Source organism: Posidoniimonas polymericola (assembly GCF_007859935.1).
In the GTDB taxonomy this organism is placed as follows: domain Bacteria; phylum Planctomycetota; class Planctomycetia; order Pirellulales; family Lacipirellulaceae; genus Posidoniimonas; species Posidoniimonas polymericola.
The window spans coordinates 1-13626 of record NZ_SJPO01000019.1 but is presented as its reverse complement, the minus strand read 5'-3'; the positions used below and the strand labels follow the sequence as shown (position 1 = coordinate 13626).

Below are 13626 nucleotides of genomic sequence, written 5' to 3'. Positions count from 1 at the left end.
CGGCGATGGGACGCGAACAGTCGGTTCGTTTAGGCGGCGGAGACCAGCCCGTGGGTGACAATGCTGGTGTCGCGGGTGACCTCGTTGAAGCTCAGCACCACGAGGGTTGGCAGGTGGGTCTCGGTCATCTGCTTGAGGGCGGCGCGGATCTGCGGGCTGACCAGCACGATCGGCGTGTGGCCCATCACCGACAGCTTCTGCAGCTCGCCCCGCAGCTTGTCGACGAGCGCCTCGATCTGCTGCGGCGCCATACGGATGAACAGGCCGCGTTCGTTGTGCTCGAAGCCGCCGCGGATCTGGTCCTCCAACCCCGGGTCGACCGCCACGACGTGCAGCTGGTTCTCGCGGTCCCGGTAGCGGGTGCAGATCTGCCGCGCCAGGCGGTGGCGGACGAACTCGGTCAGCAGCACCGGGTCCTTGGTCTTGCCGCCGTGGTCGCCGAGCGCCTCGAGGATGATCGACAATTGGCGGATCGAGATCTGCTCCCGCAGCAGGTGCTGCAGGACGGTCTGAACCTCGGCCAGCGTCATCACGCCGGGGATCAGCTCGTCCACCACGGTGGGCGAGCTGGCCTTGAGCTCGTCGATCAGGTGCTTGGCGGAGTCGCGGGTGAGGATCTCGTCGGCGTGGCGGCGGCAGATCTCGGTGAGGTGCGTGGCGAGCACCGCGCCCGGCTCGACGACCGTCCAGCCGAGCATCTCGGCCTCGTCCTGACGGCCGGGCGAGATCCACTTGGCGTCGGTGCCGAAGGCGGGGTCCTTGGTGTCGACCCCCTCGACCGCGCCGGTCGTCAGCCCCGAGTCGATCGCCAGCAGGCTGCCGGGCTCGACCTCGTCGGTGGCGATCGGCATGTCGGCGATCTTGATGCGGTACTGGTTCTGGTCGAGCCGCATGTTGTCGCGGATGCGGACCTTCGGCATGATGATGCCGATCTCCGCCGCGACGTTCTGACGCACCCGCTGCACGCGGTCCAGCAGGTCGCCGCCGCGGTTGGGGTCGGCCAGGCGGATCAGCCCGACGCCGAGCTCCAGCTCCATCGGGTCAACCGACAAGAAGTCCTCGACGCGTTCTTCCTTGGGCGCCGCAGCGGCCGATTCCTCTTCGCTCTCCTTGGCCGATTCGGCTTCGGACTCCTTGCGGCCTAGCACGCGGGCCAGCCCGACGCACGACAGGCCGAGCGCGGCGACCGGGATCCGGGGCATCGGCGTGAAGATCAGCACGCCGAGGAACGCGCCGGTGACCATCAACGCCTGCGGACGCGAGAACAGCTGCCCCAGGAACTCCTGCGGCAGGTTGGATTTCTGTGAGCTGCGGGTCACGAGCAACGCGGCCGCCAACGAGATCAGGAACGCGGGCACCTGGCTCACCAGGCCGTCGCCGATGGTCAGGCGGGTGAACAGCGAGCCGGCCTCGGCCAGCGACATCCCCTCCTGCGCGACGCCGATGATCAGGCCGCCCAGCACGTTGACCACCGTGATGATGATGCCGGCCACAGCGTCGCCGCGGACAAACTTGCTGGCGCCGTCCATGGCGCCGAAGAAGTCGGCCTGCTCGGTGATCTCTTCGCGGCGGGCCTTCGCCTGACGCTCGTCGATGATGCCGGCGTTCAGGTCGGCGTCGATCGCCATCTGCTTGCCGGGCATGCCGTCCAACGCGAACCGCGCGGCGACTTCACTAATGCGCGTGGCGCCCTTGGTGATCACCACGAACTGGATGATGATGATAATCGAGAAGATGATCAGGCCCACGACGATCCGGTCGCCGCCGGCGACAAAGTCGCTGAAGGCCATGATGACGTCGCCCGCTGCGTGCTCCTTGAGGCGCGGCGCGCCGGTCAGGATCAGCCTGGTCGTCGCGACATTGAGCACCAGCCGGGCGAGGGTCGTGGCGAGCAGCAGCGACGGGAAGATGCTGAATTCCAGCGGCGTGCGGACGTAGATAGTCGTCAGCAGCACGATGACCGAAACCGTGATGTTGGCCGCCAGGAGGACGTCCATCAACGCGGGCGGCAGCGGCGCCATAATCACCAGCACGCTGGCGATAATGGCGACCGGCAGGATCAGGTCTTGGGCACGGCGGACCCATCCTTGGTCCGCTCCGTCGCCGCTGGCCATAGTCGTAACTCCGGGGCTCTCCACGCCGCCATCCATGGCGCCGCGCTTCCAGTGGAAGAGAGGCGGGACGTTACCCAACGCCCCGCCGAGTGTCCAGAGCAGGACTCCGCATTGGCGGGGCGTGCGCCCCCACCCGACGCCCCCGCCGCTAGCACCCGCGCCGGAATTTGGACCTGCGAGCACGCATTGCGTCCCGCTCGCGGGAGCAACTCCGCCGCGCTTGTCAACCACTTGAAGGCGATGGCGCCCCGCGGGATACTCGACAGCTGACAGCAACTAAGGCGCCCTCTGCAGGGCGCTTGCCTTCTTCGAAGAAAGCGGAGGTCTCCTGTGAAACGTGCGAAAATCACCATCGTCGGCGCCGGCAACGTAGGCGCCACCTGCGCCCACTGGTGTGCGGCCGCCGAGCTGGGAGACATCGTGCTGCTCGATATCCCGGGCGACTTCGCCGACATGCCGCGGGGCAAGGCGCTCGACCTGATGCAGTCGTCGCCCATTTTCGGCTTCGACGCCAATGTCGTCGGCACCAACGACTACGCCGACACCGCCGGCAGTGACGTCGTGGTGATTACGGCCGGCATCCCCCGCAAGCCGGGCATGAGCCGCGACGACCTGCTAGCAACCAACGCCAAGATCATGACCGCCGTCTGCGAGCAGGTGAAATCCACCAGCCCGGAAGCCGTGATCATCGTGGTTAGCAACCCGCTGGACGCGATGGTCCAGCAGGCCCAGAAGGTCACCGGCTTCCCCCCCGAGCGCGTGATCGGCCAGGCCGGCGTGCTCGACACGGCCCGCTACCGCACGTTCCTCGCCATGGAGCTCGGCGTCAGCGTGGAGGATGTCTCCGCACTGCTGATGGGCGGCCACGGCGACACCATGGTGCCGATGCCGAGCTGCACGTCGGTCGGCGGCATCCCGGTCACCCAGCTGATCGACTCCAAGCGGCTTGACGAGATCGTCGACCGCGCCCGCAAGGGCGGCGCCGAGATCGTCGGCCTGCTGAAGACCGGCAGCGCCTACTACGCCCCCGCCGCGGCCACCGCGCAGATGGTCGAGGCGATCATCCGCGACAAGAAGCGGCTGATCCCCTGCGCCGCCTACTGCGACAAAGAGTACGGCGTCGGCGGCTTCTACGTCGGCGTGCCTGTGATCCTCGGCACCGGCGGCGTCGAGAAGATTGTCGAGCTGGAGCTGACCGACACCGAGCAGGCGGCGTTCCAGAAGAGCGTCGACGCGGTCAAGGAACTCGTCGAGACCATGGCCACCCTGGTGTGACCCTCGCATCCCGCCGTGCTAGCACACGCGCCCGCGTGTGCTGGCGCCGGCGGCGATTCTGCAGCCTTCCGTTGACACCCCCGGCGGACTGATTTATCGTCCCCGTTCGCGTTTGCCAAGTCGGCTGTCACGCCGCGTGACGACCGGCCCTACTGCCCGCAGCGAACCCCGCCCGAGGTGACCATGCCGCAGCCTGCTCCGCCACCAAACGCCTCTTGCCCGGCAGCCCGCCGCCCCGCCTGACCCGGCCCCCTCCCCCGCGACGACAGACCACTCCGCATGAACCGTTTCAAGAGCATGTCCCCCCTCCCCGCCATCAAACTTGCGTTCACGAGCACGGTCGAGCGCCCCAGCGAAGACCGCATCCAGCTCTACGAGGCCTCCGGAGAAGAGACGCCGGTCTCGACCTTCGTGCCGCAGAACTTCGAACGCAACTACGCCTACCCACTGGTCGTCTGGCTGCACGGCCAGGACCAGAACGAGTGCGACCTGCCCCACGTCATGCGGCACGTCAGCACCCGCAACTACCTGGCCGTCGCGCCGCGGGGCGTCGACGAGAGCCTCGAGGTAGAAGGCGGCTACGCGTGGTCGGACGCCCCCGACTCGGTCGAGGAGGCCGCCGACCGCGTGTTCGACGCCCTCCAGCAGGCCCAGCGGTTCAACATCAACGACCGCCGGGTGTTCCTGGCCGGCGTCGGAGCTGGCGGCACGCTGGCCATGCGGCTGGCGATGCGTCACCCAGAAACGTTCGCCGGCGCCGCCACGTTCGACGGCGCCCTGCCGACCGGCAACTCGCCGCTCGGCCGCGTCAACGAGCTCCGCTCGCTGCCGATCCTGCTGTCCAGCAGCCGCGAGAGCCAGGAGTACCCCGAGCAGCAGCTCTGCGACGACCTGCGGCTGCTGCACTCGGCCGGCGCCACGGTGAGCGTCCGCCAGTACCCCGGCGGCGACGACCTGACCACCGCCATGCTGGCCGACTTCGACCGCTGGATGATGGAGATCGTGTGCGGCGCGGCCGCGGCCAAGGTCTAGGGCCGCTCTCGGTTAGTAGCCGACAGATTACATCTGCCGGAGACCCTGCGTGCGATTCGCCCGTCAGGAACATTTGCCGTAGCGCATCCGACGGATGTGATCCGTCGGCTACTGGAGCTTGCGATTCTCAGCGGAGCGGTGGGTAGCGGACCGCTGGTGTGAGGCTTATCGTGTGGGTTTGAACCAGCCCATCCCCCGCGCCCGCCGTCCCAGTCCCGCCTACGTGAAGACCCTCATCAAGAACGCCCAGGTCGTGCTGCCTGGCGAGGTCGCCCAACTCGACGTCGTGGTCGAGGGCGACAAGATCGCCGACGTCGGCCCCGCGGTGCAGCTGGCCGTCGACGAGACCCTCGACGCCGCCGGGCTGACGCTGATGCCGGGCGTCATCGACGACCAGGTCCACTTCCGCGAGCCGGGCCTGACGCACAAGGAAGACCTCGAGCACGCCAGCCGCGCGTGCGCAAAGGGGGGCGTCACGACCTTCCTCGAGATGCCCAACACCAACCCGAACACCATCACTGTCGAGCGGCTGCACGAGAAGCTCGCGCTGGCCAGCGGCAAGTGCCGGGTGAACTACGGATTCTACATCGGCGCCACGCCGGACAACGTGGAAGAGCTGAAGGCGGCCGAGCGGACGCCGGGCATCAAGATCTTCATCGGCTCCAGCACCGGCAACCTGCTGGTCGATCAGCAGGAGGCGCTCGAGCGGATCTTCGCCGAGACCACCCTGCCGCTCACCGCCCACTGCGAGGACGAGACCACCGTCCGCGCGAACGCCGAGCGGCTCGCCGGCACGACCGACGTGCACGACCACTCGCGGATCCGCGACCACCAGGCGGCAATGATCGCGACCACACGCGCGATCGACCTCGCCAAGCGGCACCACCACCGCTTCCACGTGCTGCACATTTCGACCGGGGCCGAGACCCACCTGCTGGCCGACCACGGCGGCCTGATTACCGGCGAGGCCTGCCCGCACCACCTGCTATTCAACACGGGCGACTACGACCGGCTCGGCACGCTGATCCAAATGAACCCCTCGCTCAAGCACGCCGAGGACAACGAGCAGATCTGGCAGGCGCTGCTCGACGGCCGCATCCAGGTGATCGCGACCGACCACGCCCCCCACCTGCTAGAAGAGAAGCAGCAGCCGTACCCGCAGTCGCCCTCGGGGCTGCCGGCGGTTGAGAACTCGCTCGCCCTGATGCTCAACGAGGTCAGCCGCGGCCGCTGCACGCTGCCGCAGGTCGCGCACTGGATGTGTGACGCCCCCGCGCGGGTGTGGGACATCGTCGGCAAGGGCCGCATCGCCCCTGGCTACGACGCCGACCTGGTGCTGGTCGACCTCAACAAGACCGCCGAGGTCCGCAACGAGGAGCAGCTCACCAAGTGCGGTTGGAGCCCCTGGCACGGCGAGTCGCTTACCGGCTGGCCGGTCAGCACCTGGGTCATGGGCCAGCAGGTCTTCGGCGATGGCCGGGTCGACGACGCGGTGCGGGGCCGCGAGGCGATCTACGACCACTCGCGGGGTGGCTACTGGGCGGGGTAAGATAGGGGCTTTGCCGCTCCCCTGCCCTGCTCCGCCGCGATGCCCCCGACGCCCCCAACCCCGACTGGCTACGCCGTGGTGACCGGCGCCGCGTCGGGAATCGGCAGGGCAATCGCCGACCAGCTCGCCGCCGCGGGCTGGACCGTGGCGCGGGTTGACTGCACCGAAGCCGAGTCGCCCGACGCCGTCCGCTGCGACGTCGCGCAGCAGGACGACTGGCTGGCCCTCGAGGCCGATCTGCGGCAACGCTGGCCGCGCCTCGACCTGCTGGTGAACTGTGCCGGCATGCTGGTCGGCGGCGTGCTGGTCGACTGCCCGCTCGAAGCCCTCACCCGCGTGATCGACGTCAACCTGCGGGGCACGCTGCTCGGCTGCCGCGTGCTCGGGCCGTGGCTGATTGAGAGCGGCGGACTCCGCCCGGCCGGCCTGCGGCCGCGGGCCGGCATCGTGAATGTCTCGTCGATCTTCGCGGCGGTCACGCCGCCCGGCTTCGCCGCGTACAACGCGTCCAAGGCCGGCGTGCTGGCGCTGTCCGAGTCGCTGCGTCCCGAGCTCGCGCCGCACGGGCTCAACGTCACGGTGATTGCGCCCGGCGTGGTCCGCACGCCGCTGTTCAAGCGGAGCTGGTTCGCGACCGACGCGTTCCGCGACGCTTCCGGGCGGTTCTACGACTCTGCCCAGCTCACGCCCGAGCAGGTCGCCGCCCTGGCGTTGGCGGCGGCCGCCAAGGGTGAGGCGGTCGCCGTGCTTGGCGGCCGCGCCCAGCGGATGTGGCTGCTCAAGCGGCTCTGCCCCGGCGTGTTGCGTTTGTACGTCGAACGACGCGCCGCCAAAGAACTTGCCGGTATGACGCAACCGGCCGCGGCCGGTTCGAACGCCGACGCTCAACGCGACGCCGCGGGGGTAGGCTAGAACGATGATCGACCCGAACGGATTCCAATCGATTGTCGTGCTGACCGGCGCGGGCATTTCGGCCGAGTCCGGCATCCGCACGTTCCGCGATGCAGACGGCCTGTGGGAGGAGCACGCGATCGAGGAGGTCGCCTCGCCCGACGGCTTCCGCCGCGACCCAGAGCTCGTGCACCGCTTCTACAACCTCCGCCGCCAGCAGCTGCTGAACGAGGTCGAGCCGAACGACGCGCACCGGGCGCTGGTCGAATTCCAGCAGCGGTTCCCCGGCGACTTTACGCTGGTCACGCAGAACGTCGACAACCTGCACGAGCAGGCGGGCTCGACCGGCGCGCTGCACATGCACGGGGAGCTGCTGAAGGTCCACTGCCAAGAGTCGGGGCAGGAGTTCGACTGCCGCGGCGACATCACGCCGCGGACCCCCTGCGAGTGCTGCGGCCGGCCCGGCGCCCTGCGGCCGCACATTGTGTGGTTCGGCGAGATGCCGCACTGCATGGTCGAGATCCAGCACGCCCTGCGGCGGTGCGACCTGTTTGTGGCGATCGGCACTTCGGGTAACGTGTACCCGGCCGCCGGCTTTGTCGACACCGCCCGGGCGGCCGGAGCCGCGACCGTGGAGCTCAACCTAGAGCCGTCGGAGGTCGCCAGCTCCTTTGACTACCAGATCTACGGCCCAGCGACCCAGGTTGTGCCGGGGTTTTTCCTAGGCAGAAACGAAACCGATGCTGCACCTTAAGTCGGACACTGACGAGCGTTGGCTGAAGCAGGTCGACCAGTCGCTTGAGCTGATCCTGATCGACCACGCCCACTGCGAGAAAAAGGCGGCCGGCACAGCCCTGAACCTGATCTTCGCGTACGTCGAGAACCTCGAACTCTGCCGCGAGATGACCGAGATCGTGAACGAGGAGCTCGAGCACTTTCACATGGTGATCGAGCTGCTGGAAAAGCGCGGCTCGAAGCTCCGCCGGCTGAAGCCGAGCAGCTACGGCCGGAAACTGAACGACCTGGTCCGCAAGCAGGAGCCGCACCGTGCGGTTGACCGTTTGCTGGTCGCCGGCCTGATCGAGGCCCGCAGCTGCGAGCGGTTCCAGGCCCTGGCCGCACGGGTGAAGGAGCCGGAGCTAGCAGCCTTCTACCAGAGCCTGTTCGAGTCCGAGGCCCGCCACCACACGACCTACACCCGCCTTGCGAAAGACTTTGCGACTTCCGCAGAGGTGATGGCCCGGCTCGACGAGCTTGCCGAACTGGAGGCAAAAATCATCGCCGAGGGCGACTCGGACCCAAGAATGCACAGCTGACGGGCGAAGAGAAATTCGTTAGATTGAAAGATCGATGTGGGCCCGCCTTCATCGAATCTGAACCGAAGTTTAACCCCCACCGCACTCAAACCTCGCCGGACCCTCATATTTTTCGACGAGACTACTAGTGGGCGAAACGGCTGTCCGCTTCGCCCGGGCCGACCCGCCGGCAGGAACCGCCGCGGGGCGGTAAATCGTCGGAAGAAACCAGTCGAGTCAGAGCCCCACTGGGGCGACCGCAACCGAGGAGATGGCGTCGTTGTCTGGCCTACAAACCCCTTGCGAGGAGAGACGCATGTCCGATTGCCAAGGATGGAACGGGCGGGTGGTGCGAACGTTGTTTGTGAGCGATGTGCACCTGGGCTGCCGGCACTCCCAGGCCGAGCCCTTCCTCGAGCTGCTCGAGCAGTTCGAGCCGCGTGAGCTGTACATCGTCGGCGACTTTATCGACGGCTGGAAGCTGAAGCGGAAGTGGCGGTGGCTGCCGGTCTACGACCGCATCCTGCAGCGGCTGATGGACCTCAAACGCCGCGGCGCCAAGATCTTCTACACGCCGGGCAACCACGACGAATTCCTGCGTGGTTTCATCGCCAACTTCGGCGTCGTGGAGGTCAAGGACCAGTTTGTCCATCAAGCGGCCGACGGGCGCCGGTTCTTGGTGATGCACGGCGACCAGTTCGACTCGATCGAGCAGAACGCCCAGTGGCTCTCGTGGACCGCGTCGTTCGCGTACGACGTGCTGCTCTCGACCAACTGGATGGTCAACAAGCTCCGCGGCAAGAAGACCGACCCGTACGCTTTCTGCGGCATGGTCAAACGCCGCGTCAAGCTGCTGGTCCGCCACGTCAGCGAGTTCGAGGACAAGCTGGTCCAAACCGCCCGCGATTCCGACTGCGAGGGCATCATCTGCGGGCACATCCACGCCCCGCGGATCATCGACATCGACGGCCTGTCGTACTGCAACACGGGCGACTGGGTCGAGAACTGCTCCGCCCTGGTCGAGTACGAGGACGGCGGGTTCCACCTGCTGCGACGCGACGGCAGCGTCATCGACGAGCTGCCCGCCGCCACGGCGCTCGCCACGGCCGGTGCGGGTTGTGCGGGTCGGGGCGTCGCGGCGGATGTCGAGAGCGTGATGGCGGGCAAATAGGCAGACTGCGCAGCCTGGCGGCTGGTCGGGCTCTTGATTTGAGACCCGCGGTCCGGTCCAATCAACGGATTACGGGGGCCACTCAGGCGGCCCCGTTTGTTCTCGCCCACTCAGCACCGCCGCAGCGTGTCTTAGCGCGTGGAGGGCCCAGGGCGCCTATCCGACGATAGAGACCGTTTATGCTCGCGACTCACGTCAGCCGCGCTGTCTTCAAGCTGTGCCACGGCAACCAACTGGTCTACAACACGTGCTGGGAAGACCCCCGGCTCGACCGCGTCGCGCTGGAGCTCGGCGCCGGCGACCGGCTGATGGTGATCACGTCGGCCGGCTGCAACGCGCTGGATTACGCCCTCGACGAACCGGAGCGGATCGACACGGTCGACGTCAACCCGCGTCAGAACGCGCTCCTGGAACTCAAGAAGGCCGGCATCAAGGAGCTGGAACACGCCGAGTTCTTCGAGCTGTTCGGCAACGGCAAGGCGCCGGACTGGGACCGCATGTACCAGCGGCTCCGCCCGCACCTGCCCGACGAAGCAGCCAAGTACTGGGACAAGAACGGCAAGTTCTTCCTCGGCGCCGGCCGCCGCGACAGCTTCTACTTCCGCGGCTCGGCCGGGATGTTCGCCTGGGGCATCAACGACATCTACATCGACCGCTGGGTGAAGATCCGCCCGGCGATCGAACGCATGCTCGCCGCCGAAACCATCGAGGAGCAGCGCGAGGTCTACACCAAGGACGTCAAGCCGGCGTTCTGGGGTCCGTGGATCAAGTGGTTCCTCCGCCGCGACGCCACGCTGTCGCTGCTCGGCGTGCCCCGCGCGCAGCGCACCCAGCTCGAGCGGCACTACCCGGGCGGCATCGTCAAGTTCATCGAGGACCAGCTCGACCACGTGTTCGGCGAGCTGCCGATCAAGGACAACTACTTCTGGCGGGTCTACCTGACCGGATCGTACACGCCGGAGTGCTGCCCCAATTACCTCAAGGAAGAGCACTTCCTGCGGCTCAAGGATGGCCTCGCCGACCGCGTGCACACGCACACCAACACGATCCTCGACCACCTGCTCCAGAAGAAGTCCAGCTACTCGCACTACGTGCTGCTGGACCACATGGACTGGATGGCCGAGCACATGCTCGACGTCCTGCAGAAGCAGTGGCAGGCGATCGTCGACTGCGCGGACGAGGGCGCCCGCTTCCTGTGGCGCGGCGCCGCGGTGATCTGCGACTTCGTCGACCCGATCGAGGTCCAGGTGAACGGCCAGACCCGCCGCCTGGGCGAGCTGCTCGAGTACAACCGCCCGCTCGCCGACGAGCTGCACGTCAAGGACCGCGTGAACACCTACGCCAGCTTCTCGATCGCCACGCTCCACAAGGGCGGCGCGCCGTCCGCCTCTAGCCAACCATCACTCGACAACTCCGCGGACGATGACAGCCCTCAGTCAGCTCAAGACCCTGTATCACCTGACTCTCTCGCCCATTCGCGGTGAGACCCATCAGGAGCGGCTCGACAGCTTCTACTCCGGCCAGGCCGAGGACTACGACGAGTTCCGCAAGCGGATGCTGCACGGGCGGGACGAGTTGTTCGCCGACCTGCCGGCCGAGCCGGGCGCCAGCTGGGTCGACATGGGCTCGGGCACCGGCATGAACGCCGAGCGGTTCGGCGCGCGGCTCGAGAACTTCGGCCAGGTCACGCTGGCCGACCTCTCCGAGTCGCTGCTCAAGGTCGCCGACAAGCGGATCGCCGACCGCGGCTGGGCCAATGTGCGGACCATGCACGCCGACATCACCCGCCTCGAGATCCCCGACGAGTCGGTCGACCTGGTGACCTTCACGTACTCGCTGACCATGGTGCCCGACTGGTTCTCCGCCCTGCAGGAGGCCTACCGGATCCTCAAGCCGGGCGGGGTGATCGGCGTGGCCGACTTCTACATCAGCCGCAAGTTCCCCGCTGAGGGGCTGAAGCGGCACTCCTGGTTCACCCGCTCGCTGTGGCCGGTCTGGTTCTCTCTAGACAACGTCCACCCGAGCGCCGACCATGTACCGTACCTGATGTCGCGGTTCGAGAAGGTGAGCATCCACGAGGACTACGGCAAGCTCCCCTGGGTGCCGGTCATCAAGCCCCCCCACTACCGGTTTGTCGGGCGTAAGCCAGCCTGAGACAGCTGAAGGAATAGCCACAAATAGGCACGAAGAAGCACAAAAAGAATCGCGTTTCCGTCACTGCCAAGCGTGGCAGGCCCGAGCTCAGTGCTACGAAAGCAGGCACGACTTTTTGTGACCTTTCGTGCCTTTTCGTGGCCTTCCCCCCCTCCCCTCGAGTCAGCAGCGATCCCAGTGGCCACTATCTTCTACAGCGTGATGGGCGAGGGGCGCGGCCACGCCGCCCGTGCGCGGTCGATGGTCGAGCGGCTCCGCGACCGCCACCGGCTGGTGCTGTACAGCTCGTTCGACGCGCTCGAGTTCCTCCGCGCCGAGTACGACCACGACCCCGAGGTCGAGGTCCGCGAGACCGAGGGGATCAAGTTCCACTACTCGCAGGGCAAGCTCGACCTCGCCAAGACCATCTCCAGCGGAATGACCACCTGGTGGAACATGCGGAAGACGGTCAACCGGCTCGCCCAGGACTTCCGCCGCGACAAGCCGGACCTGTTGGTCTGCGACTTCGAGCCGACCCTCGCCCGCGCCGCCCACAAGTGCAAGGTGCCGGTGCTGAGCCTCGACCACCAGCACTTCATGATCGCCTACGACCTCGGCTCGCTGCCGCTGCAGCTGCAGCGGTGGGCCTGGGCGATGGGGTGGTCGGTGTGGGCGTTCGGCATCCGCCAGCAGAAGACCGTCATCTCGGCGTTCTACAAGCCGCCGCTCTTGCCCTCGTGGTCCGACGCCACGCAGGTCGGCCCGCTGCTGCGCCCCGCGGTCCAGGGCCGCCAGCCAACCCAGGGCCAGCACGTGCTGTCGTACCTCCGCCGCGCGACGCCGCCGCAGGTGCTCGAGGACCTCAAGGCCCTGCCGATGGAGGTCCGCGTGTACGGCCTGGGCGAACGCCCCGACGACGCCAACCTGCGTTTCTTGCCCGTCAGCGAGACCACCTTCCTCGACAACCTGGCCGACTGCGACTCGGTGATCGCCGCCGCCGGCAACCAGCTGCTGGGCGAGTCGCTCTACTTCGGCAAGCCGGTGCTCGCCCTGCCCGAGCAGAACCACCACGAGCAACGCATCAACGCCTGCTTCCTCAAGCAGCTAGGGGGCGGCGACTGGCGGCTGCTCGAAGAGGTGAACCGCGACGACCTGCTCACGTTCTGGAACGAGCGGGAGACCTACCGCCGACAACTCGCCGAGAGCGACCTGAGCTTTGATGGGACGGCCGATGCCGCGGAAGCGATTGAAGCGATGCTGGCGGAGTGTGGGGTGGTTGGCGTGTAGCGAAGCACGGGCCCCCATTCGCGCGCAAGGCTCTAGGGGTCTTGCGGGCATTAGACGCTACCGTAGATGAAGCTCAAGCAGGTGAAGACCAGCGCAACCTGACCGAGGTTGTGACAACCGACGCGAGTTAGGGATGGCGACGCCGAGGATATCCTCCGTGAAATACGCTCGCAATTCCGGTAATAAAATGGCACGGTCGATCCCCAATCGCTCTAAGCTCAGTCCCCGCCCAGATTTGCAGCGAACAAGAAGGATTTGTATTATTGCGTTATACGGAGGTAAACCCCACCCATATCTTGTTATCCCGCTCAGGGCGCAGAATGGAACTTCGATCCAAAAGCGGCAACTTGTTTACGCTGACGGTGGAACGTTACGAATTTCCAGACGAAGAACTTGGGCCGACAGACGACAACCCCGCTGACGAAGATTTCGACACGGGCCGTTTTTTGGTTGTTTCACATCGGTTCGGCAATGCTGACGGTCACTGGCGCGGTGAATTTACAACGATGGACACAAATGAATTGTCGCGTTTCATTGACTGGCTGGCCTCGGTGCAAAGCAACGAAATCAAAACTCACGGAGCCTATTTTACGGAACGATGTCTTGAATTCACGCTTGACGAATCCTTTACGTCGCTACTTGTACATCTATCATCGGAATTGCTGCCGCCGTGGGGCAGCGATGGTGACACAATCGTTCTTAATTTCCCAATGGCCGGTATTGACCTTGATGCAACAGTCGCGTCACTGCGGCGGCAGGCGGCGAGATTTCCAGGTAGACCACCACTGTCAAACGCGGGATAACCGGGTAAGGGCCACCGTTGCCGGTGACCCTCCCCACACCACCTAGCATGCGGGTCCGCACTAGGCGGTTCGACGA

General features: G+C 66.4%; 12 protein-coding genes. 11 read left to right on the top strand and 1 reads right to left on the bottom strand.

Annotation, left to right across the window (positions count from 1 at the left end):
- Nucleotides 1–29 precede the first annotated feature (29 nt).
- Nucleotides 30–2114 carry a flagellar biosynthesis protein FlhA gene (gene flhA, locus Pla123a_RS24055; protein WP_146591846.1) on the bottom strand — a complete coding sequence of 695 codons (2085 nt, stop codon included), beginning with the start codon at nucleotides 2112–2114 and terminating at the stop codon, nucleotides 30–32.
- A gap of 330 nt (nucleotides 2115–2444) precedes the next feature.
- Between flhA and mdh the strand changes: the two genes are divergently transcribed.
- The 11 genes from mdh (at nucleotide 2445) to Pla123a_RS24000 (ending at nucleotide 13550) form a co-directional block, all read left to right on the top strand.
- Entirely contained in the window at nucleotides 2445–3389 is a 945-nt protein-coding gene (gene mdh, locus Pla123a_RS24050; protein ID WP_146591844.1) for a malate dehydrogenase, read from the top strand.
- A gap of 297 nt (nucleotides 3390–3686) precedes the next feature.
- Nucleotides 3687–4421, top strand: coding sequence for an alpha/beta hydrolase (locus tag Pla123a_RS24045; protein WP_197528255.1), 735 nt, complete (start codon nucleotides 3687–3689; stop codon nucleotides 4419–4421).
- Nucleotides 4422–4644: 223 nt separating this feature from the next.
- Nucleotides 4645–5970, top strand: a complete 1326-nt coding sequence (locus Pla123a_RS24040; protein ID WP_146591840.1) for a dihydroorotase — start codon at nucleotides 4645–4647, stop codon at nucleotides 5968–5970.
- 39 nt (nucleotides 5971–6009) lie between these two features.
- Nucleotides 6010–6882 carry an SDR family NAD(P)-dependent oxidoreductase gene (locus Pla123a_RS24035; protein ID WP_146591837.1) on the top strand — a complete coding sequence of 291 codons (873 nt, stop codon included), beginning with the start codon at nucleotides 6010–6012 and terminating at the stop codon, nucleotides 6880–6882.
- A 4-nt stretch (nucleotides 6883–6886) separates the two neighbouring features.
- Complete coding sequence (gene cobB / locus Pla123a_RS24030; RefSeq protein ID WP_146591836.1) at nucleotides 6887–7615, top strand: Sir2 family NAD+-dependent deacetylase; 729 nt, start codon at nucleotides 6887–6889, stop codon at nucleotides 7613–7615.
- On the top strand, nucleotides 7602–8177 hold the full coding sequence (gene miaE / locus Pla123a_RS24025) for a tRNA-(ms[2]io[6]A)-hydroxylase (protein ID WP_146591834.1): 576 nt from the start codon (nucleotides 7602–7604) through the stop codon (nucleotides 8175–8177). Before cobB ends, miaE begins: the two co-directional genes overlap by 14 nt.
- A 295-nt stretch (nucleotides 8178–8472) precedes the next feature.
- On the top strand, nucleotides 8473–9327 hold the full coding sequence (locus Pla123a_RS24020; RefSeq protein ID WP_146591831.1) for a UDP-2,3-diacylglucosamine diphosphatase: 855 nt from the start codon (nucleotides 8473–8475) through the stop codon (nucleotides 9325–9327).
- 179 nt (nucleotides 9328–9506) lie between these two features.
- Nucleotides 9507–10811 (top strand): DUF3419 family protein, encoded by a 1305-nt coding sequence (locus tag Pla123a_RS24015; protein WP_146591829.1) that lies wholly within the window; start codon nucleotides 9507–9509, stop codon nucleotides 10809–10811.
- Nucleotides 10750–11481 carry a class I SAM-dependent methyltransferase gene (locus tag Pla123a_RS24010; protein WP_146591828.1) on the top strand — a complete coding sequence of 244 codons (732 nt, stop codon included), beginning with the start codon at nucleotides 10750–10752 and terminating at the stop codon, nucleotides 11479–11481. Before Pla123a_RS24015 ends, Pla123a_RS24010 begins: the two co-directional genes overlap by 62 nt.
- Nucleotides 11482–11658: 177 nt before the next feature.
- Nucleotides 11659–12747 (top strand): glycosyltransferase family protein, encoded by a 1089-nt coding sequence (locus Pla123a_RS24005; protein ID WP_146591826.1) that lies wholly within the window; start codon nucleotides 11659–11661, stop codon nucleotides 12745–12747.
- A gap of 320 nt (nucleotides 12748–13067) precedes the next feature.
- Nucleotides 13068–13550 carry a WapI family immunity protein gene (locus Pla123a_RS24000; RefSeq protein WP_146591824.1) on the top strand — a complete coding sequence of 161 codons (483 nt, stop codon included), beginning with the start codon at nucleotides 13068–13070 and terminating at the stop codon, nucleotides 13548–13550.
- Nucleotides 13551–13626: the final 76 nt, after the last annotated feature.

What these genes read in the sequence shown, in the direction of transcription:
- flhA (WP_146591846.1), bottom strand. Translation starts at nt 2,114, where the DNA reads ATGGCCAGCGGCGACGGAGCGGACCAAGGATGGGTCCGCCGTGCCCAA.
- Pla123a_RS24045 (WP_197528255.1), top strand. Translation starts at nt 3,687, where the DNA reads ATGTCCCCCCTCCCCGCCATCAAACTTGCGTTCACGAGCACGGTCGAG.
- Pla123a_RS24035 (WP_146591837.1), top strand. Translation starts at nt 6,010, where the DNA reads ATGCCCCCGACGCCCCCAACCCCGACTGGCTACGCCGTGGTGACCGGC.
- cobB (WP_146591836.1), top strand. Translation starts at nt 6,887, where the DNA reads ATGATCGACCCGAACGGATTCCAATCGATTGTCGTGCTGACCGGCGCG.
- miaE (WP_146591834.1), top strand. Translation starts at nt 7,602, where the DNA reads ATGCTGCACCTTAAGTCGGACACTGACGAGCGTTGGCTGAAGCAGGTC.
- Pla123a_RS24020 (WP_146591831.1), top strand. Translation starts at nt 8,473, where the DNA reads ATGTCCGATTGCCAAGGATGGAACGGGCGGGTGGTGCGAACGTTGTTT.
- Pla123a_RS24015 (WP_146591829.1), top strand. Translation starts at nt 9,507, where the DNA reads ATGCTCGCGACTCACGTCAGCCGCGCTGTCTTCAAGCTGTGCCACGGC.
- Pla123a_RS24010 (WP_146591828.1), top strand. Translation starts at nt 10,750, where the DNA reads ATGACAGCCCTCAGTCAGCTCAAGACCCTGTATCACCTGACTCTCTCG.
- Pla123a_RS24000 (WP_146591824.1), top strand. Translation starts at nt 13,068, where the DNA reads ATGGAACTTCGATCCAAAAGCGGCAACTTGTTTACGCTGACGGTGGAA.